This window comes from Daejeonella sp., from assembly GCF_030695525.1.
Classification (GTDB): Bacteria; Bacteroidota; Bacteroidia; order Sphingobacteriales; family Sphingobacteriaceae; genus Daejeonella.
This window is the reverse complement of the sequence record NZ_JAUYSS010000019.1, coordinates 18744-39138: the sequence shown is the minus strand read 5'-3', so window position 1 is coordinate 39138 and position 20395 is coordinate 18744. Positions and strand designations below refer to the sequence as shown.

18 protein-coding genes and 5 tRNA genes are annotated in these 20395 nt (G+C 38.7%); 2 read left to right on the top strand and 21 right to left on the bottom strand.

All coding sequences use genetic code 11. The features are described 5' to 3' along the window. Nucleotides 1-36: 36 nt before the first annotated feature. From rpoB to Q8S11_RS03740, 20 genes are all read right to left on the bottom strand, one after another. The gene (rpoB, locus tag Q8S11_RS03835; RefSeq protein WP_305660745.1) at nt 37-3846 is read right to left on the bottom strand and encodes a DNA-directed RNA polymerase subunit beta; all 3810 of its coding nucleotides are present in this window, start codon (nt 3844-3846) and stop codon (nt 37-39) included. A gap of 150 nt (nt 3847-3996) precedes the next feature. Continuing rightward, nucleotides 3997-4377, bottom strand: a complete 381-nt coding sequence (gene rplL, locus Q8S11_RS03830) for a 50S ribosomal protein L7/L12 (RefSeq protein ID WP_305365742.1) — start codon at nt 4375-4377, stop codon at nt 3997-3999. 58 nt (nt 4378-4435) lie between these two features. After that, nucleotides 4436-4954, bottom strand: coding sequence for a 50S ribosomal protein L10 (rplJ, locus tag Q8S11_RS03825; RefSeq protein ID WP_305660744.1), 519 nt, complete (start codon nt 4952-4954; stop codon nt 4436-4438). Between the two features lie 2 nt (nt 4955-4956). Beyond that, nucleotides 4957-5655, bottom strand: coding sequence for a 50S ribosomal protein L1 (rplA, locus tag Q8S11_RS03820; protein WP_305660743.1), 699 nt, complete (start codon nt 5653-5655; stop codon nt 4957-4959). A gap of 22 nt (nt 5656-5677) precedes the next feature. After that, nucleotides 5678-6121, bottom strand: coding sequence for a 50S ribosomal protein L11 (gene rplK / locus Q8S11_RS03815; protein WP_305660742.1), 444 nt, complete (start codon nt 6119-6121; stop codon nt 5678-5680). A 131-nt stretch (nt 6122-6252) separates the two neighbouring features. After that, nucleotides 6253-6795, bottom strand: a complete 543-nt coding sequence (nusG, locus tag Q8S11_RS03810) for a transcription termination/antitermination protein NusG (RefSeq protein WP_305660741.1) — start codon at nt 6793-6795, stop codon at nt 6253-6255. A 5-nt stretch (nt 6796-6800) separates the two neighbouring features. Further along, entirely contained in the window at nt 6801-6995 is a 195-nt protein-coding gene (gene secE, locus Q8S11_RS03805; protein ID WP_305547996.1) for a preprotein translocase subunit SecE, read from the bottom strand. A 17-nt stretch (nt 6996-7012) separates the two neighbouring features. Next, nucleotides 7013-7083 (bottom strand) — tRNA-Trp (locus Q8S11_RS03800). Between the two features lie 114 nt (nt 7084-7197). Then, a complete protein-coding gene (tuf, locus tag Q8S11_RS03795) occupies nt 7198-8385 on the bottom strand; it encodes an elongation factor Tu (protein WP_305547993.1) in 1188 nt (395 codons plus the stop codon). Nucleotides 8386-8444: 59 nt separating this feature from the next. Further along, nucleotides 8445-8516: transfer RNA gene (locus Q8S11_RS03790), tRNA-Thr, on the bottom strand. 72 nt (nt 8517-8588) lie between these two features. Beyond that, nucleotides 8589-8661: transfer RNA gene (locus Q8S11_RS03785), tRNA-Gly, on the bottom strand. Between the two features lie 131 nt (nt 8662-8792). Continuing rightward, a tRNA-Tyr gene (locus Q8S11_RS03780) sits at nt 8793-8873 on the bottom strand. Between the two features lie 10 nt (nt 8874-8883). Beyond that, nucleotides 8884-8956, bottom strand: a tRNA-Thr gene (locus tag Q8S11_RS03775). A gap of 203 nt (nt 8957-9159) precedes the next feature. Further along, nucleotides 9160-9501, bottom strand: a complete 342-nt coding sequence (gene hpf / locus Q8S11_RS03770) for a ribosome hibernation-promoting factor, HPF/YfiA family (RefSeq protein WP_305660740.1) — start codon at nt 9499-9501, stop codon at nt 9160-9162. Between the two features lie 91 nt (nt 9502-9592). After that, nucleotides 9593-10474 carry a tyrosine-type recombinase/integrase gene (locus Q8S11_RS03765; RefSeq protein WP_305660739.1) on the bottom strand — a complete coding sequence of 294 codons (882 nt, stop codon included), beginning with the start codon at nt 10472-10474 and terminating at the stop codon, nt 9593-9595. A 69-nt stretch (nt 10475-10543) separates the two neighbouring features. After that, nucleotides 10544-10735, bottom strand: a complete 192-nt coding sequence (gene rpsU / locus Q8S11_RS03760) for a 30S ribosomal protein S21 (protein WP_305365734.1) — start codon at nt 10733-10735, stop codon at nt 10544-10546. 177 nt (nt 10736-10912) lie between these two features. After that, a complete protein-coding gene (locus Q8S11_RS03755) occupies nt 10913-12724 on the bottom strand; it encodes an ATP-binding protein (RefSeq protein WP_305660738.1) in 1812 nt (603 codons plus the stop codon). Nucleotides 12725-12873: 149 nt separating this feature from the next. Next, nucleotides 12874-14013, bottom strand: a complete 1140-nt coding sequence (locus Q8S11_RS03750; protein WP_371135126.1) for an acyl-CoA dehydrogenase — start codon at nt 14011-14013, stop codon at nt 12874-12876. A gap of 170 nt (nt 14014-14183) precedes the next feature. After that, on the bottom strand, nt 14184-14714 hold the full coding sequence (locus Q8S11_RS03745; protein WP_305660736.1) for an adenine phosphoribosyltransferase: 531 nt from the start codon (nt 14712-14714) through the stop codon (nt 14184-14186). Further along, nucleotides 14711-15640, bottom strand: coding sequence for a helix-hairpin-helix domain-containing protein (locus Q8S11_RS03740; protein ID WP_305660735.1), 930 nt, complete (start codon nt 15638-15640; stop codon nt 14711-14713). Before Q8S11_RS03740 ends, Q8S11_RS03745 begins: the two co-directional genes overlap by 4 nt. 230 nt (nt 15641-15870) lie before the next feature. Between Q8S11_RS03740 and Q8S11_RS03735 the strand changes: the two genes are divergently transcribed. After that, complete coding sequence (locus tag Q8S11_RS03735; protein ID WP_305660734.1) at nt 15871-17634, top strand: lysophospholipid acyltransferase family protein; 1764 nt, start codon at nt 15871-15873, stop codon at nt 17632-17634. A 53-nt stretch (nt 17635-17687) separates the two neighbouring features. Next, nucleotides 17688-18899 carry a hypothetical protein gene (locus Q8S11_RS03730; protein ID WP_305660733.1) on the top strand — a complete coding sequence of 404 codons (1212 nt, stop codon included), beginning with the start codon at nt 17688-17690 and terminating at the stop codon, nt 18897-18899. A gap of 73 nt (nt 18900-18972) precedes the next feature. On the opposite strand, the gene Q8S11_RS03725 is transcribed toward Q8S11_RS03730, so the two are convergent. Further along, the gene (locus tag Q8S11_RS03725; protein ID WP_305660732.1) at nt 18973-20352 is read right to left on the bottom strand and encodes a hypothetical protein; all 1380 of its coding nucleotides are present in this window, start codon (nt 20350-20352) and stop codon (nt 18973-18975) included. Between the last annotated feature and the right edge of the window lie 43 nt (nt 20353-20395).

The window sequence follows — 20395 nt, the reverse complement described above, 5'->3', positions numbered from 1 at the left end:
TTGATAACTTAAAACGTACAACGTATTACTCATAACTTAATCTAATGTGATATCTAAACCTAAACCTCTTAATTCATGAACCAATACATTGAATGATTCAGGAACTGATGGGGTTGGAAGGTTTTCACCTTTAACAATCGCTTCGTAGGTTTTTGCACGGCCCACAACATCATCAGATTTAACGGTAAGTATTTCCTGAAGAATGTTGGCAGCACCGAATGCTTCAAGAGCCCAAACCTCCATCTCACCGAAACGCTGACCTCCGAACTGTGCTTTACCACCCAATGGCTGCTGCGTAATCAATGAATATGGTCCGATTGAACGAGCGTGCATCTTATCATCAACCATGTGACCCAGTTTCAGCATATAAATAATACCCACTGTTGTCTGCTGATCGAAACGGTCTCCTGTTAAACCATTGTATAGATATGTTCTTCCTGATTTAGGAATTCCTGCCTTATCCACCCATTCTTCAACCTCATCATGTGATGCACCATCGAAGATTGGAGTAGCGAACTTCATTCCAAGTTCTTTACCGGCCCATCCTAATACTGTCTCATAAATCTGTCCAAGGTTCATACGTGATGGTACACCAAGAGGATTCAAAACAATATCCACAGGAGTTCCGTCTTCAAGGAAAGGCATGTCTTCATCACGAACGATTCTCGCAACGATACCTTTATTTCCGTGACGTCCGGCCATCTTATCACCCACTTTCAGCTTACGTTTCTTAGCAACATAAACTTTAGCCATCTGTACAATTCCTGATGGAAGCTCATCGCCGACACTGATTGCAAATTTATCACGTTTGTAAGCACCAAGCTCTTCGTTAAGCTTAATGTTATAATTGTGAAGCGTTTGTTTGATCAGTTCGTTTTTGTCTTCATCGGTTGTCCATTTAGTTGGATTCACATTAGCATACTCAAGTTCAGTAAGTATCTTTTGGGTGAATTTTACACCTTTAGCTACCAATAGTTCTTTGTACACATTGAATACACCCTGTGAAGTTTTACCATTCACAATGACGAACAATTTCTCAATCAAGGTTTCTTTCAATTCCTTAACTGCCTTATTGTGTTTAGCATCTAATTTCTCAATCAGCGCTTTCTCTTCCTGCTTAGTTGTTTTCTTTGCGCGAGAGAATAATTTAGTATCAATAACAACTCCGTGGATTGAAGGAGGAGTTTTAAGGGATGCATCTTTCACATCGCCGGCTTTGTCACCAAAGATCGCACGTAAAAGTTTTTCTTCCGGTGAAGGATCAGACTCTCCTTTTGGAGTGATCTTTCCGATCAGAATATCACCTTCCTTAATCTCTGCACCTACGCGGATAATTCCGTTCTCATCAAGGTCTTTAGTAGCCTCTTCAGATACGTTAGGAATATCAGGAGTTAATTCCTCTTCTCCACGCTTTGTATCACGAACTTCCAGTTCAAATTCTTCAATATGCAGTGAAGTGAAGATATCCTGAGATACTACACGTTCAGAAATTACAATCGCATCCTCAAAGTTGAATCCCTGCCAAGGCATGAATGCCACTTTCAGGTTTCTACCCAATGCTAATTCTCCATCCTGAGTGGCATATCCTTCGCAAAGAACCTGTCCCTTTTCAACTTTCTGACCTTTTTTAACAATAGGCTTCAGATTGATACAGGTACTCTGATTCGTTTTCTTGAATTTGATCAGTCGGTATGATTTAACCTCACCTTCGAATGATACAAGGACGTCGTCCTCATTTCTTTCGTAGCGGATACGGATTTCATTTGCATCTACATATTCCACAACACCGCTACCTTCTGCATTGATCAGAGTACGTGAATCGCGGGCTACTCTGCCTTCAAGACCTGTACCAACAATCGGAGCTTCCGGACGCAATAATGGAACTGCCTGGCGCTGCATGTTTGATCCCATCAATGCACGGTTAGCATCATCATGTTCCAGGAATGGAATCAATGATGCCGCAATTGAAGTAATCTGGTTTGGAGCAATATCCATCAAATCAAGCTTCTTAGGCTCAATAATTGGGAAGTCGCCCTCATAACGTGCTTTAACATGCGGAGTTTCGAAATTACCTTTATCATCATAAACCGCATTGGCCTGACCAATAGTTTTACCTTCTTCATCTTCTGCAGAAAGGTAAATTACAGGCTCTTCGACAACAACACGACCATCCTCTACCTTACGGTAAGGAGTTTCGATGAAACCAAGGTTATTGATCTTCGCATGAACACATAATGAAGAAATCAAACCGATATTCGGACCTTCAGGAGTTTCAATGGTACATAAACGACCATAGTGAGTATAGTGGACGTCACGAACCTCAAAACCTGCACGCTCTCGCGAAAGACCACCGGGGCCCAAAGCTGAAAGACGACGTTTGTGGGTAATCTCGGCAAGTGGATTCGTTTGATCCATAAACTGTGATAACTGATTCGTTCCGAAGAATGAATTGATCACAGAAGATAGTGTACGTGCATTAATCAGGTCGGTTGGAGTAAACACCTCGTTGTCACGGATGTTCATACGCTCGCGGATTGTGCGGGCCATACGAGCCAGACCAACACCGAACTGTGCATATAACTGCTCTCCTACTGTACGAACACGACGGTTTGACAAGTGATCAATATCATCTACCTCAGCTTTGGAATTGATCAGTTTGATCAAATACTTAACGATGGCAATGATATCCTGCTTTGTTAAAACCTTAGTTTCAATAGGAGTTGCTAATTTCAATTTACGGTTAATGCGGTAACGACCCACATCACCCAAATCATATCTCTTATCTGAGAAGAACAAACGGTCAATTATACCGCGGGCTGTTTCTTCATCAGGTGGTTCAGCGTTACGAAGCTGGCGATAGATATGTTCTACCGCTTCTTTTTCTGAGTTAGAGGTATCTTTTTGTAAAGTATTATATATGATAGTATAATCACCGCTGTTTACTGCATCATCTTTTGTTAAGATGATGGTTTTTACACCAGCTTCGATGATCATATCGATATGCTCGTCTTCAAGGACAGTTTCGCGTTCCATAATGATCTCATTTCGATCAATAGACACAACTTCACCGGTATCTTCATCCACAAAATCTTCCACCCACTTCTTAAGAACTCTGGCGGCAAGTTTACGGCCCACAGCTTTCTTTAAACCAGATTTACTGACTTTAACTTCGTCAGCAAGTTCAAATAACTCCAGGATATCCTTATCTGAATCATAACCGATTGCACGTAAAAGCGTGGTAACCGGGAATTTCTTCTTACGATCGATATAAGCATACATGACATTGTTTACGTCAGTAGCAAATTCGATCCATGAACCTTTAAATGGAATTACACGGGCTGAATATAATTTAGTACCGTTTGTATGACGGCTTTGTCCGAAGAATACACCCGGGGAACGATGCAATTGGGATACAATTACACGCTCAGCACCATTGATAACAAAAGTACCTTTTGGAGTCATGTATGGGATAGTTCCCAAATAAACATCCTGAACTATTGTTTCAAAGTCTTCGTGTTCTGCATCATTACAAGACAAGCGAAGCTTGGCCTTCAGAGGAACACTGTAGGTTAAACCACGTTCGATACATTCGTGTATATCATAACGCGGCGGATCAATGAAATAATCAAGAAATTCCAGAACAAAAATGTTTCTTGAATCAGAGATCGGAAAGTTCTCAGAGAATACTTTAAACAAACCTTCCTGATGGCGGTTGTCTGAAGTTGTTTCCAACTGAAAAAATTCTCTGAAAGATTGCAGTTGAACATCCAGAAAATCAGGATAATCCATCACATGCTTACTGGTAGCAAAATTTACTCTTTCGTTGTGCTTAATTTTGTTTGCCAAGGGATTGAGAATTTAGTTTAGTAAATAAACTGTGTCCTGTTCATCAGTCCAAGCCTGATATGTAGGTCTAACATTAAATGGGTATAATACAAATGGCAATAGACCCCGATGAAAATCGGAGTCTAAGGCCATAATTTTTATGCGTTAAGATTACTTAATCTCAACCGTTGCTCCAGCTTCTTCCAGTGCTTTTTTCAATGACTCAGCTTCTGCTTTATCAACACCAGTTTTAACTTCTTTAGGTGCTCCGTCTACTAAATCTTTAGCTTCTTTCAAGCCTAAACCTGTAAGATCTTTTACCAATTTAACAACTGCCAGTTTAGAACCACCAGCTTCTTTAAGGATTACATCGAAAGCTGTTTGCTCTGCTGCTGCTGCCGGAGCGTCACCGCCACCAGAAACTGCTGCTACTGCCACTGCTGCTGCAGCCGGCTCGATACCATACTCATCTTTTAATATTTGAGCTAATTCGTTAACTTCTTTTACTGTTAAGTTTACCAATTGCTCAGCAAACGATTTTAAATCTGCCATTTTATTTTAATTTTAAAATTCTGTACTTGAATAATTTAATCGAACTCTAAGGTGTTCGTTACCCTCTTTCTTGTAATGTTTTAACAATTCCCGCAAGCTTATTACCACCTGACTGTAAGCCGGATATAACGTTTTTAGCAGGAGATTGAAGCAATGCAATGATGTCTGCCACCAATTCTTCCTTAGATTTAAGGTTAACCAGGGCATCTAACTGATTATCGCCAATGAAAATTGCTGAATCAATATATGCAGCTTTCAGTACTGGTTTATCACCTGATTTTCTCAATTGTTTGATTAGCTTAGCCGGAGCGTTTGCCGATTTTGAGAATAATATTGATGAAGATCCTTTAAGTACGTCAAACATTTCGCTAAAATCACCTTCAGAGGCTTCCATAGCCTTTCTGATTAGTTTATTCTTAGCAACCTGCATTTTGATATCGTTCTCGAAACATTTGCGGCGAATATCATTTACTTTTGCTACAGACAGGTTTGCAGTATCGGTAATGTAAAAATTACCGTACTCAGCAATCGTCTCTGTTAAAGCAAGAACAACTTCGTGTTTTTCTTCTTTTTTCATGATTAGATTCCTGCTACTGATTTAGTTTCAATTTCTATTCCCGGACTCATTGTCGACGACATATGTATGCTCTTGAAATAAGTTCCTTTTGCTGCTGAAGGTTTCAATTTAGAGATCGTTTGAATTACTTCAAGTGCGTTCTCATAAATTTTATCAGCATCGAAAGATACTTTTCCGATAGAAGCATGAATGATTCCTGTTTTATCAACTTTGAAATCAATTTTACCACCTTTAACATCAGTTACTGCTTTACCCACATCTGTGGTAACTGTTCCTGACTTAGGGTTCGGCATCAGGTTCCTTGGACCTAAAACACGGCCAAGTTTACCTACTTTTGCCATAACACTAGGCATGGTAATAATGATATCAACGTCAGTCCATCCACCTTCTATTTTGGCAATGTATTCATCCAGACCTACGTAATCCGCTCCTGCTGCTGTAGCTTCTGCTTCCTTATCAGGAGTGCAAAGAACTAAAACACGAACAGTTTTACCGGTCCCATGAGGAAGATTTGCAATACCACGTACCATTTGATTCGCTTTACGCGGATCTACACCTAAGCGTACATCCAGGTCAACCGAAGCATCAAATTTAGTAGTTGTGATATCCTTAACCAAAGCCGCAGCCTGGGTTAATGAGTATGCTTTCCCAACCTCAATTTTGGAATGTGCCAATTTTTGATTTTTTGTTAATCTAGCCACTTCTTAAACTGATTTTGTATAATTAATTGTTCCAGGGTGCATCACCGCTAACGGTAATTCCCATACTGCGTGCTGTACCAGCAACCATTTTCATGGCTGACTCGACAGTAAATGCGTTCAAGTCGGTCATTTTATCTTTTGCAATGCTTTCAACCTGATCCCAGTTTACACTGGAAACCTTTTTACGGTTAGGCTCTGCAGAACCACTCTTCAAACCTGTTACTTCCAATAATTGGATAGCTACAGGAGGAGTTTTGATGATAAATTCGAAAGACTTGTCGACATAAACAGTGATTACAACCGGTAAAACTTTACCTGGCTTATCTTGGGTACGCGCATTAAACTGCTTGCAAAACTCCATGATGTTCACACCTTTTGCTCCCAATGCGGGACCAACTGGTGGAGATGGATTTGCAGCGCCGCCCTTGATCTGTAATTTTATTAAAGCACCGACTTCTTTTGCCATTTTTATTGATTTGTTTTTAACTCAATGTTAGTAGTGGAAGCTATGTAACATTTAAGACTTTTTGAGTTGTACGTTTTACGTTGTAAGTTTTAAGTGTCTCATGCGACGTATAACTTAAAACATATAACGTATTACTCCTTTTCGACTTGCATATAATTCAACTCAAGTGGTGTTCTTCTTCCGAATATCTTAACCATTACCTTAAGTTTCTTTTTCTCTTCATTTACCTCTTCGATAACACCTGTAAATCCGTTAAAAGGACCATCCATCACCTTCACATTCTCCCCAACATAATATGGTACGTTCATTGATTCACCTTGCTCAGCCATCTCATCAACCTTACCTAAGATCCGGTTAACTTCAGCAGCCCTCATTGGAACGGCATTACCACCTTTATCACCAAGGAAACCAATTACACTATTAATTCCTTTAATTACGTGTTCAAGTTCTCCGTCAAGCGCAGCTTCTATAAGTACATATCCGGGATAGAAATTTCTTTCTTTTGCAATCTTCTTACCATCCTTCATCTGATAGTATTTTTCCATCGGAATCAGAACCTGAGGTAAAAGATGTGCAATTCCCAAGCGGTTAATTTCTGCTTCGAGGTATTGCTTTACTTTTTTCTCTTTGCCGCTGACAGCCCTAACCACATACCATTTTAATTGATCGCTCATATGAATTATGCCAGAGATTTATAAAACATCTTTAGTGCATTACCAGCGGTTTCATCCATTGCCAATATCACAAGTGAGATAATAATGGAAGCAATCAATACTAATACAGCTGAATTCTGCAACTCAAGCCATGTAGGCCAGGTTACTTTCTGAGTCATCTCTGTATACGATTCTTTTAAAAACTCTACTACGTTAGCCATCTTCTATTTAGCATAAGCACGGGAACAAGGATTCGAACCCTGATCAAAGGTTTTGGAGACCTCTATTCTACCATTGAACTATTCCCGTTTGTTAAAACTGTGATTACAGAATGTTCTGCAAACTAAGCCCGTGTATTATAAGAAAACATAAGTCCACAATAAAGGGACTTATGTTATCCAATTAACCTTTTATAAGAAATTGTTATTTAACAATTTCAGTTACCTGTCCGGCACCTACTGTTCTACCACCCTCACGGATTGCAAAACGAAGTCCTTTTTCCATTGCGATTGCGTTGATCAATTTTACACTGATTGTAACGTTATCACCCGGCATAACCATTTCTACTCCTTCAGCAAGAGTGATCTCACCTGTAACATCTGTTGTACGGAAGTAGAACTGTGGACGGTATTTGTTGAAGAACGGAGTGTGACGTCCACCTTCTGCTTTTGACAATACATAGATCTCAGCTTTGAAGTCAGTGTGTGGAGTTACTGAACCTGGCTTACAGATAACCATACCACGACGGATATCAGTTTTCTCAATACCACGTAACAATAAACCTACGTTATCACCAGCTTCACCTCTGTCTAATATCTTACGGAACATCTCAACACCAGTAACAACTGATTTTAAGTTTTCAGCTCCCATGCCTAAGATATCAACCTGCTCACCTGAGTTGATTACTCCTCTTTCGATACGTCCTGTTGCAACAGTACCACGACCAGTGATCGAGAATACGTCTTCAACCGGCATAAGGAAAGGAAGTTCAGTCAAACGTGGAGGAATTGGAATGTAGCTATCTACAGCATCCATTAATTCCATGATCTTAGCAACCCATTTCGGATCTCCGTTAAGACCACCTAATGCAGAACCCTGAATTACAGGAATATCATCACCAGGGAATTCGTAGAAGCTTAATAGTTCACGGATTTCCATCTCTACTAATTCAAGTAATTCCGGATCGTCAACCATGTCAACTTTATTCATAAATACAACCAATGAAGGAACACCTACCTGACGTGCAAGAAGGATGTGTTCACGAGTTTGTGGCATCGGACCATCAGTAGCAGCAACTACAATGATTGCACCATCCATTTGAGCAGCACCAGTAACCATGTTCTTCACGTAATCCGCGTGACCTGGACAGTCAACGTGAGCATAGTGACGGGTTGCAGTTGAATACTCCACGTGGGCAGTATTGATGGTGATACCTCTTTCTTTTTCTTCCGGAGCAGAGTCAATTGAATCAAATGAACGTGCTTCAGAAAAGCCTGCATCAGCCAACACTTTAGTGATAGCTGCTGTAAGTGTAGTTTTACCGTGGTCAACGTGACCGATTGTACCGATATTTAAATGCGGCTTACTGCGGTCAAATTTTTCTTTTGCCATTTTGTTTTATACTTATTATTAGGTTAATTTTATTATTGTTCTAATTTAATTCAATGCTGAGCCAACGATGGGACTTGAACCCATGACCTCTTCCTTACCAAGGAAGTGCTCTACCGCTGAGCTACGTCGGCTTTTAATTTGCTCTCAGGCTGAAGACCTCTATCCATTCACATTTAGGAACGAAAAAAGGTGAAAAACCTTTGAGCGGAAGACGAGGTTCGAACTCGCGACCTATAGCTTGGAAGGCTATCGCTCTACCAACTGAGCTACTTCCGCTTGTTAATTTGATAATTAGCAAATGAGCAAATTAGCAAATCGGGCAACATTACTAACAAAATCCACTAAGTTCTAGAGAACCAATGCTTCATTTGCTAATTCTCAAATTTACTAATTTGCAAATTTGATCGTGGGGGGGGAAGGATTCGAACCTTCGAAACCGAAGTAACGGATTTACAGTCCGTCCCATTTGACCGCTCTGGAACCCCCCCAACATTTCTGAGCCTCCTATCGGGATCGAACCAATGACCTACTGATTACAAGTCAGTTGCTCTACCAGCTGAGCTAAGGAGGCGAAATGTATAAACCTTTAAACTATTTAATACCTTAAAGAACCTTCCATCTTCATTTGGGCAATGATTAATCATAACCCCCTCTCAAATGGACTGCAAATCTACGAAAATTTAGGGTCAGACAAAATTTTTTACAAAAAAAAATCGGCAGTCATTTTGACTGCCGAAAAAGACCCTAATTATTAGGGCTTTACAAAAAAAGAAATTATAAAATTTCGTCCGATAAACTCACCTCTTTATGGTTACTAATGCGCGACCGAACTTTTTCCTTATGTTTATCAAGCTGCCTTCTGAGCGATTCCATTGCCTTATCTGTTGCCTCTTCAAAACTCTTACACTGCTCTTTAGCAAAAAGATCATTCCCCGGAATCATCAGTTTAATCTCAGCAATCTTATTTGCTTCATCATCTGTCTTCTCTAATCTGAGGTAAACATCCCCGCCAATTATCTGATCATAAAACTGATCCAGCTTATCTGCTTTCTTCTGTATAAAATCCAGCAATTTAATGTCTGCTGTAAAATGGATCGATTGCACTCTGATTTTCATATTGCCTCCTTTTTGTTTGTATAAAAATATGATAATTGTCCCGCATAAACGGGGATACTCTGTTATAGTTTGGTCAAATTATTTATAAATATTATGCTTTGGGATGCGCCTGTTTGTATATCGATTTCAACTTCTCTACTGAGTTATGGGTATAAATCTGCGTTGCAGCTAAACTGGAATGTCCTAATAATTCCTTAATAGCATTCAAATCTGCCCCTCTGTTTAATAATGATGTTGCAAAACTATGTCTTAAAATATGCGGACTTTTTTTATCGTGGGTTGAAACTGTGGACAAAACCGTTCGAACCGTACGGTACACAAATTTTGGATAAACATCATTTCCTTTATCTGTAACGATTAAAGTCTTGCTTTTGTTATCCAGGTTTTGACTTAATTTTTGAATTTTATAATCGGCAATCAACTTTGCCAGAGAGCTATGGACAGGAATTATCCTTTGCTTATTCCTTTTACCCAAAACCCTGATTTGCTGTTCATAAGCATCTACATCTTCATCTTTAAGTCCAACCAGTTCAGCAAGTCGTATGCCGGTACCATACAGCAGTTCGATGATCAGGCGGTCGCGTAATCCGGAGAAACCATCACTGAAGTGGAAACCTCCGTCCAAAAGTGTATCCATCTTCTGCTCAGTAATAACCACGGGCAAGCGTTTCGGAATTTTGGGCGCCCTGACCTGTGTCATTGGATTCGTTTTGACCAATTCATTCCGCTGCAGGAATTTATAAAGTGAACGGAGACTTGATATCTTGCGATTAATGGTTTTAGCTTCATTACCCTGATCCATGAGGCTAACCATCCAGCTTCGTACCTGCTGATGTGTCACAATTAATAAGTCTGACTCGGATACCGCTAAAAATACAAGGAATTGATTAAGGTCTTTCTGATAGGCTGTAACGGTAAGTGGAGAGAACCGTTTTTCAAATTGCAGGTATTGTATGAATTGCGCTATAAACATCAAAAACTATTTCCATATCCAACGAATTGAATATACAAATAGTTTATGAATATATCTAAAAAAGAAAAATTAAACGGATTCGATGTTTAATCCTTGCTTATAAATAGCTTTCTTAACCTGAGTACGGCGGGTAATTGATTTTTTCTCGTAGGCCTGACGGCTGCGAAGTTCTCTTAATACACCGGTCTTTTCGAATTTCTTTTTAAAGCGTTTTAGTGCTTTATCTAATGATTCGCCGTCTTTTACATTGATAATGATCATAATATACAGATACCCCCTTTCGGTTTTGGACTGCAAATCTACAAAAAAAAATTAAAAATGAGATTCAGGAATAGTAAAAAATAAATTGTTCTAATCAAATGCTATTCAAAAGGAAGATATCAGTTCCTGAATCAGGCATTCCGGATTACTGATTAATTCCTTATGCTTAGCTTTAATTCAATCCTGCTTAGATTTTAACCTGGAAAAATTAATTAGTTTGCTTTTCAGTTCTGTAGGATTGAAGGGTTTTGACACATAATCATTTAATCCGGCAAGTTTAATTTTATTATATATATCGTTGGCTACAGAAGCGGTAAGAGCTATAAGATATGGAGCTTCAGGCTTATCCGCATAAAATGCTATAATCTTTTTTGTAGATTCATAACCATCCATTACTGGCATATGAATATCCATCAGGATGATATCATAAAACTTCTCCTTTGCCATTTCATATGCCTCCAATCCATTTGGAGCAAATTCTGCTTTTACATTCCAGCTTGCCAAAAGCTTTTTCATCAGCAAGATGTTCATAGCATTATCTTCTGCAACAAGAACATTCAACCAGGTAATATCTTCACTTGCAAGTACATTAGCCTCAAGCAGGGAATTAACCGTTATCTCAGCGGAACCGGCACATTTATACCTTATTTCAAACTTAAAGGTAGTCCCTTCCCCAACTTCACTTTTTAATTCAATATGGCTGCCATGAATCTCAAGCAGCTGTTTGGTTATCGCTAAACCCAGACCGGAACCACCAAATTTTCTGGTAATATTGCTTGACGCCTGAGTGAAAGGTTCAAAAATAATTTTCTTTTGCTCCGCACTTATTCCGATCCCTGTATCCATTACGGTAAATGCCAGGGTAACATATTCATTATCTGAATCAATAAGCTGTACAGAAAGTCCTATTTCACCTTTTGAGGTAAACTTGATAGCGTTTCCTACGAGATTGAATAATATCTGTAAAAGTCGGGTTGGATCTCCGATTACAGCAATTTCCTTTAATTTATCATCCAGATTCAGGCTAAATGAGAGTCCCTTTTCGTCTGCCTGATATTTCAAACCACTATGTATCCGTCCAAGCAGTTCTGCAGGATAAAATCCGACCTTTTCCATCTCAATCTTACCATAATCAAGCTTATTAAAATCGAGTATATCATTTATAAGGGCAAGAAGACTCTCTGCTGAAAAATGGAGAACCTTCAGGTTTCCTGCCTGATCTTCCCTCGGATTATCTGCGAGTAACACATAGCTCATGCCAATCACTGAATTTAGTGGTGTTCTTAATTCATGCGACATGGTTGAGAGAAAATCAGATTTTGCTTTGGATGAATTTTCTGCCATTGAAATTGCTTCCCTGAGCTGCTCATTTAGCTCCTTTTCATCCTTCCGGGCTTCTTCCAATTGAGAAAGTGCGAGGTAAAAACCCGTTATAAAATGATAGTTTATGAAAATCAGCTGAAAGAAGTTGAACATCATCACTGCAATAAAGATGGGCTCACTTGCCTGCTGACCACTAATGAATGCTGCTGAATCATTTATTCCATTAAGAGAGAAATAAATAAAAACAGGAAACAGGGATAGTAATGAATAAAATATACCCCACCTACCGTTAAGAAAGAAAAAACTGATGGTACTGGAAAGCAAAATATACTGGACAGTCACAATGCTGATTGCATTTGCGATCAAAAAAATATTTGACCAAACCAGCATGTTAATGATAATGAGTACAATATGGGCGGATGGCCTGTAATCATTAAACAGGATTAGTTTTCTAAATCCATAGATCATTGTACCCATTACAACCACTATCCGGATTAACTGTAAGGGGGGTCCATAGATGATATAAACAATTGTCAGTATCAGTCCGAAAACAAGCGTAAGGCTCATCATGTAGAACAATATGTTAATCCTTGCTCTTACGATTGGATCTGTCACTCCTTTCAGTGCAGACTGATTCAGGTTTTTAAAAAAATTGACAAAGTTCATGTACTGTGAAAATGCAGAAAATATTTTAAATATGCGTTTTATTCCGAATGAATATCAGGCAAATATCTGCTGGCTCAGAAAAGAAATATTCCCAACCTTGTAAGACAGTTCAGGGACCAGAATCCCTGGCCTGAACTGAACTGATGCTATTATTTAAGGATCTCCCTAGCGATTACTATTTTCTGTATTTCGGATGTACCCTCTCCTATTGTACATAGTTTCGAATCCCTGTAGAACTTCTCTACCGGAAAATCTTTGGTATAGCCATAACCACCAAAGATCTGTAGGGCTTCTGTTGCAGTTCTGACACATACTTCTGAAGCAAAATATTTTGCCATAGCAGATTCCCGGGTTACATTTTTTCCACGGTTTTTAAGATCTGCTGCCTGCATAATAAGTAATTCGGCTGCTTCAACTTCAGTAGCCATATCAGCAATTTTAAAAGATATACCTTGAAAACTTGAGATAGGCTGACCAAACTGATACCGCTCTTTTGAATAAGATACCGCTGCCTGCAGGGCTCCTTTTGCCATACCTAATGATAATGCTGCAATTGAAATCCTTCCTCCATCCAGAATGTACATAGCTTGCTTAAAGCCTTCACCTTCCTTACCCAGTAAATTTTCTTTTGGAACACGGCAATTATCAAATATGAGCTCGGTTGTTTCAGAAGCCCTCATTCCGAGTTTGTTTTCTTTCTTGCCATGCGTAAAACCGGGAGTCCCCTTCTCTATTACAAGTGCTGAAATTCCTTTAGAGTCGCCCTTTTCTCCGGTTCTAACCATCACTACGGCCACATCTCCCGATTTACCATGGGTTATCCAGTTCTTGGAGCCATTCACGATATAATGTTCGCCATCCAGCACAGCCGTTGTATTCATACCCATGGCATCCGAACCCGTATTCGCTTCGGTTAAGCCCCATGCTCCTATCCATTCTGCTGTAGCCAGTTTTGGAAGCCAGCGAAGCTTTTGTTCATCATTGGCAAAGGCAAGAATATGCCCTGTACATAAAGAATTATGTGCTGCAACTGATAGCCCAATCGAGCCACAGACCTTTGAAATTTCAGTTATGACACTGACATACTCGAAATAACTCAATCCGGAACCGCCGTACTCTTCAGGAACCAGGACTCCCATCAATCCTAGTTCACCTAATTTTTTGAACGTTTCTACCGGAAAGGTTTGGGCTTCATCCCATTCCATAACATGTGGACGGATATGCTTTTCAGCAAAATCACGTACCATGGCAATGACCATCTGTTGATTTTCAGATATACTGAAATTCATCCCGGCTGATTCGGGTGCTATAATTGATTGCATAAAATAATTTGGTTAGTTTACAAGTATAGCAATTATAGTACCCTTTTCAATCCTGAAAAATTGAAATAAGAACAGAACAAAATGGTTCCCGGTTCAAATATTTCGGAGATACAGCTATAATAGTACTTCGTCAGAAATTATTTACAGGAAACCAATGTGATAATATTTGAGGAAACTGCTCTCAACTTTTCCTTTGCATTGAGAAAATCAAGGCTGATTACAAAAGCGTAACCGGCAACCTCCCCATTTAATTTTTGAACCAGACGTGTAGCAGCACTTACAGTTCCTCCTGTTGCAAGCAAATCATCGTGTATCAGCACCCTCTGCCCGGGATAGATTGCATCCGTATGTAATTCCAGAATAGCAGATCCATACTCGAGCTCACAGGGTTCTTCTACAGTCTTGAATGGCAGTTTCCCCTTCTTCCTGATCGGCACAAAAGGAATATTCAGCCTGTTAGCCAACATAAGTCCGAATAAAAAGCCCCTGCTTTCAATGCCGGCAATTACATCTATCTGAATACCATCAAGCCGGCTCACAAATTCATCGATTACTTCGCTGCAAAGAACGGCATCTTTCAATATTGGGGTTATGTCTTTAAAAACGATACCGGGCTTAGGAAAATCAGCAATATCTCTTATGGCATTTTCCAGTTTAGTACTAATCATGGGCTTAAAACAATGTATGGCTCAATTTTACGGATAATTTCCTCATTCAGTATCGCAATTTTCATTAAATCATCAATAGATTTAAATGATCCATGTTGTGACCGATACTGAATGATTGCATTCATCTGTTTATAAGTCAAATAGGGATGCCGTCTGATTTCATCAAAAGTAAATGTATTCAGATTAATCTTGTTGACTAAACCTGCATTTACCTGAATCAAATCTTTAAGCTGATTGTATTTGACAGAATCGATTCCATATACATCCAGTAATTGTTCTTTTCGGTAAAACCCACCAAGACGATTACGGAAACGTATGATCCTGGAGGCAAATGCCGGACCTATTCCACGAATACTTTCAAGTTCCAGAGAATCTGCAGAATTCAATTCAACAATTGGGGAAATGGTACGGAGCGGACTGTCTGTCGACTGTTTATTTCTTGTATAGTTCTTTAAATCCTTTATTGAGCCAGTACTTTTAATTCGTACAAAAGGTTCAAGCATTTTATATTGATTGGAAGAGATTGAATAAATTTTCTTTAAATCCTCCTTGTTGAAAAATCTACCACCCTTCAACTCATAATTTCGGATTACTCCGATTTGCTTTATCGACAATCCAAGCTGTAACCAGTGCTTATCACTGAGTCCGTTGGGATCGAATTCAAAATACACTGGCTTAACCAAACTCCGCTCCGGATCCCTTCTGGTCTTCTTTTGTTCAGTTTTCCTATCAGCAGCTGAGGCTCTGAACCGCTCTGCCTCTATCCTAAAGCTCTCAAAATCATAAATATCCGCTTTAAAAAACAAAGGATATAGGTAAGGGACTATTAGAACCAGCCCTATTAGCATAAAGAGTAAAAGAATGCCATTCAGTTCTTTTTTTGAAAAACTGAAGTATGAAATGAGCATGTTTTTGAAACGATGCATGGATCAAAACTTAAACAGTAAAAGCAATTATATATCTGCATTGCTATTGATTACCGTGATGAAAAAAACGGTATTGGGGGGATCAGGGAAGGCACAGATTTAACATAAAAGTATTGATATATTTTGAATTTTTGAGCCTGATTTATACATATTTGTGCAAAAATCAGCTTGAATAGCCGTATATTGAAAGCAAGTACTTTAATGAAAAGCCTATTGAAACAATTCTCACCATGAAGATTATTACAAAAGAAGATTTTTCCAAGGCGACCAAACTCAACAAAATTTACATGCCTGGATTGGCTTCCTTATTAATGGAAGTAATGAAAATTAATGAAGTGAATAAGGTATTTCAAAAAGCAGAGCATCTTAGCGGGATAAGCTTCATAGACAAAATACTGCAAGTTATAGGGATAAGTGTTGAGTTTGATGAGGATGAACTTAAAAACTTACCCAAAAAAGGTGCTTTTATCGCCATTGCTAACCATCCCTACGGCGGAATTGAAGGACTTATTTTATTGAAAATAATGTTCATGCAAAGACCTGATTCCAAGCTCATGGCCAACTTTTTATTAAAAAAAATTCCGAATTTAACTGAACACTTCATCGCTGTAAATCCTTTCGAAACAATTGAACATTCATCCAGCATTAGCGGTATCAAACAAACACTTGAACTGCTTCGTTCAGATACCCCCATCGGAATATTTCCGGCAGGAGAAGTTTCAACATTTAAAGCCGATACCCAGCAGATCACGGACAGGCTATGGCATCCGGTAGTTGGAAAATTGATTACAAAAGCAAATGTGCCGGTTGTTCCTATTTATTTTCATGGCAATAACGGACTTCTCTTTAATCTCCTCAGTTTTATACATCCAGCATTAAGAACTGCAAAATTGCCTTCAGAGCTATTTAATAAACGGGGGCATACAATCAAATTAAGAATTGGCAAACCGATACAACCATCCAATCTCTGCTTTCAGCAAAACCCCGAAAAATTACTTGATTTCCTGCGTGCTAAAACATATGCGTTGGGTGCAGGACTTGAAAATCAAAGGAACCTATTTAATCCACGTAATATTTTCAAGGTAAAAAAAAGACCAGAAGCCATTGATCGCACAATTGATAATCAACTACTTGAAAAGGAAGTAGAAAGCCTTGTTGAATATAAAATCTGGACTGAAAAGAACTATGAGGTTTATATTTCCCCTTGTTCAGCCTTACCTCATATCATCCAGGAAATTGGCAGGCTCAGGGAGATCACATTTAGGGAAGTTGGGGAAGGCACCAATAAGTCGACAGACTTGGATGAATACGATATCTATTACAATCATTTGTTTATCTGGGACAGAGAAAGTAATATGATTGTTGGTGCATACCGAATTGGAAAAGGGGATGAAATCTTTTATAGTCTTGGAAATAGAGGATTTTATTTGAATGAACTTTTTAAGATGAGGGAGGAATTTTACCCCATTTTACCACAGAGCCTGGAATTAGGCCGGTCATGGATACGAAAAGAATATCAGCAAAAACCACTTCCATTATTCCTGCTCTGGAAAGGAATTCTGAAGTATCTGATTGAAAACCCACAATATAGATACCTGATAGGGCCAGTAAGTATCAGCAATAACTTTTCCAGGCTCTCCAAATCACTCATTGTAGATTTTATTAATAAAAATCATTTTGACCATGAGTTAGCAGAATATGTTAAACCACGCAAAAAATTCAAACTTAATTTTTCTAAAATTGAGAAAGACTTGCTACTGGAACCCCATGAAACACTTAAAAATTTGGACAGCTTGATTTCAGAGATAGAAAGCTCTCAAATGAAGGTTCCTGTATTACTAAGGCAATATCTGGCCTTAAATGCTAAGCTCATTAGTTTCAATATTGATCCCAAATTCTCAAACTGCCTGGATGGGTTTTTAGTAGTAGATCTCAAGAAAATTCCGAAAGAAATGCTGGAGAAACTCAGTAAAAATTTCGATAAAGAGGAATAAGTATATTAATTTAACATTATTTATATGTAAATTTAATGTTAAGTAATTGCTAAATGAATTCCTCTGCCGTTTATTTGGGCTTTAAAATATTTCTAATACTCTTCCTTAGTGTATCTCCGGGCAGGGCATTTGCAAATAAATTCAGCTTTGAATTCTATAGCGGAACTTTCAATTTCGAACTAGATCCGGCTTCAGAAATCGATTTTTCAGATCCCCTCTCTGCCGGTTCAGTTCTGAGTTTTTACCATAAACTTAATCAGAGCAACTATCAATCTGTTCTGACTTCATTGCTGGCCTATAAGGAAAAACACCAGTTAAATGACTGGATCTATTATCAGCTCATTCGTAAAACTGCTCAGCAGATAAGCCCTAAGGCTGAAAATTATCACCGGTATACCCTGTATAAATGGTTTTTATTGAGTAAATCAGGTTATGATGCCAGACTTTCCATCGGAAATAACCGGATAATTTTCTATGTCAGAAACGATGAAAATATTAATGATATACCCTTTTTCAGTATAGGGGGTTTTAAGTATATGTGCCTTAATTATCATGATTATGGCAAAATCGATTTCGAGAAAGACAAAGTTTACCCCGTAAATGTGGATATTCCGGAAGCTAAAAATGCATTTTCATATAAAGTAACACGGATGCCGGATTTCAAGCCGGAATCATATAATGAAAAGGAAATTCAGTTCAGCTATCGGTCTAAGCCTTATCATTTTCAGGTTAAATTGAATCCGGAGATTGAAAACATCTTTAAAAACTACCCTGGAGTTGATTTTGAGTCTTATTTCAACATCCCACTAAGCCATGAAACCTATCATTCTCTGATTCCGATACTGAGGAAAAATATTTCCGGTATGAATCAGAAAAAAGGGGTTGATTACCTGATGCGCTTTACCAGGTATGCTTTTCTTTATCAGACAGATGAGAACAATTTTGGAAAAGAGAAGCGTCTTTCTCCTGAGCAAACCTTGTTTTCAAAATATAGTGATTGCGATGATCGTGCCGCCCTGTTCTTCTACCTGGTTAAGGAAATATACAATCTCCCGATGATTGCATTACTGTATCCCACACATATCAGTATGGCCGTTCAATTCGACAAAGCACAGGCTAAATCAATTATCTACAAAGGCCAAAAGTATTCAGTTTGTGAGCCTACACCCCAGAACCAGGATTTAAGAATCGGGCAGATCGCAGCTGGTCTGGAAGGTATGAACTACGAGGTGGTCTATCAGTATAATCCTTCAGAAGGTAAATAATCCAACAGAAAATGCTTTAAACAAAAATACCCGCCATAAGCAGGTATTTTTTTATTATTTCAGGTTAGGAATATTAATATCCGCTAGCTCCTTTTGTAAAATTAAAACTTGTCCATCCTGCCATCCAGTTTGTTGTGCCAAAAGCACCACGATAAGTTGTACTGGTAAAGAATGAATTTGTAAGATCACCGGCAAACGCGGCTCCTGTTAATGCAGGTGAACCTGCAGCAGGAAGAAAGTTAGGTGATGATAAGTTAAAAGGATCTGTAAGTTTAGCATCTGCCGTTGTAGTAAGAGTGATTGTTGCACTACCCTCAGCTTTAGTCTTCACAGCAGCGTCAGTTGCACCGGCAACAGTTACTGAACCAATTCTGTAAGTACCAGCGTGTGCATGCAACAAATTGTTTTTGAACTCAGAAGTTGGTGAAACACCGACAAAGCTATTATAAGTTGCGTCAGACTCCAAAGATAAACCACCTTTCATCCAACCAATTAATACTGAGTTATTCAATACAAAATTCGTGGATCTTCTGAAGCGATTTGCAAAATTATGGTTTTTTGAAGCTGTATTATCAACATTTGGCCCAACAAAAGTAAAGTTTGAAAGTACCGGACGGGTTGCAGGCGTTGCATTTGTACCAGTTCCATCATTATCACATTCAATTCCGTTACCAGCATCTCCCGGATCAATAAACGAAGGATCTCTCATGGCAACACCAAACTGAATTCTTCCGGTATATCCGAAGTCAAAATCAAAATCATCATCAGCTGTGGCATAAGCAACTAAATATTTAGCATTTACAGTGCCTCCAAAGATTTCGAATGCATCATCATTAGCATAAGCTACCTGAACATACTCAATAGTAGTACCTGAACCCACACCACCTAAAGTCAGACCATTGATCTCAGAATTTGGCTGAGATGCAATCCCTGCGAATTCAATACGCACATATTTCATAGTACCGGAGTTATCATTATCAACAGTACCACCAAAGTTTTTACCTACACCACCTTCAATAGTTGGTTCAGTAGAACGATTGGTTTTTGCTTTTCCTAAGATAATGATACCACCCCAATCACCCGGATTACGTTGACCAACTGCTTTACCTGAAGTGAAAACAATTGGTTTTGCAGCAGTACCCATTGCATTGATTTTAGCACCTCTTTCAATAATTAAGGCTCCCTTATCAGAAACATCACTTTTAATTATTGCACCTGCAGCAATGTTAATTTCACTGCCATCCTCAAAATAAACGTATCCTTTAAGGGTAAAATTACCTTCAGGTACATTCAGAATTGTATTCTTATATACACCACTTATTACTGCTCCATTTTGGAGAGTTAGGGTTTGCTTTGCATTAGGATCTACCGGATCCGGTTCAGAACTCTTTTGACATGAAGCAGCTAAAACAGCTACAGCAAGAATTAAAGCCTTAAATTTCATTGATTTCATATTTGTTCTTTTTATTTATTACAAAATTAGGATCTGAATGTTA

What these genes read in the sequence shown, in the direction of transcription:
- rplL (WP_305365742.1), bottom strand. Translation starts at nt 4,377, where the DNA reads ATGGCAGATTTAAAATCGTTTGCTGAGCAATTGGTAAACTTAACAGTA.
- rplJ (WP_305660744.1), bottom strand. Translation starts at nt 4,954, where the DNA reads ATGAAAAAAGAAGAAAAACACGAAGTTGTTCTTGCTTTAACAGAGACG.
- rplK (WP_305660742.1), bottom strand. Translation starts at nt 6,121, where the DNA reads ATGGCAAAAGAAGTCGGTGCTTTAATAAAATTACAGATCAAGGGCGGC.
- nusG (WP_305660741.1), bottom strand. Translation starts at nt 6,795, where the DNA reads ATGAGCGATCAATTAAAATGGTATGTGGTTAGGGCTGTCAGCGGCAAA.
- secE (WP_305547996.1), bottom strand. Translation starts at nt 6,995, where the DNA reads ATGGCTAACGTAGTAGAGTTTTTAAAAGAATCGTATACAGAGATGACT.
- tuf (WP_305547993.1), bottom strand. Translation starts at nt 8,385, where the DNA reads ATGGCAAAAGAAAAATTTGACCGCAGTAAGCCGCATTTAAATATCGGT.
- hpf (WP_305660740.1), bottom strand. Translation starts at nt 9,501, where the DNA reads ATGAAAATCAGAGTGCAATCGATCCATTTTACAGCAGACATTAAATTG.
- Q8S11_RS03765 (WP_305660739.1), bottom strand. Translation starts at nt 10,474, where the DNA reads ATGTTTATAGCGCAATTCATACAATACCTGCAATTTGAAAAACGGTTC.
- rpsU (WP_305365734.1), bottom strand. Translation starts at nt 10,735, where the DNA reads ATGATCATTATCAATGTAAAAGACGGCGAATCATTAGATAAAGCACTA.
- Q8S11_RS03755 (WP_305660738.1), bottom strand. Translation starts at nt 12,724, where the DNA reads ATGAACTTTGTCAATTTTTTTAAAAACCTGAATCAGTCTGCACTGAAA.
- Q8S11_RS03750 (WP_371135126.1), bottom strand. Translation starts at nt 14,013, where the DNA reads ATGAATTTCAGTATATCTGAAAATCAACAGATGGTCATTGCCATGGTA.
- Q8S11_RS03745 (WP_305660736.1), bottom strand. Translation starts at nt 14,714, where the DNA reads ATGATTAGTACTAAACTGGAAAATGCCATAAGAGATATTGCTGATTTT.
- Q8S11_RS03740 (WP_305660735.1), bottom strand. Translation starts at nt 15,640, where the DNA reads ATGCATCGTTTCAAAAACATGCTCATTTCATACTTCAGTTTTTCAAAA.
- Q8S11_RS03735 (WP_305660734.1), top strand. Translation starts at nt 15,871, where the DNA reads ATGAAGATTATTACAAAAGAAGATTTTTCCAAGGCGACCAAACTCAAC.
- Q8S11_RS03730 (WP_305660733.1), top strand. Translation starts at nt 17,688, where the DNA reads ATGAATTCCTCTGCCGTTTATTTGGGCTTTAAAATATTTCTAATACTC.
- Q8S11_RS03725 (WP_305660732.1), bottom strand. Translation starts at nt 20,352, where the DNA reads ATGAAATCAATGAAATTTAAGGCTTTAATTCTTGCTGTAGCTGTTTTA.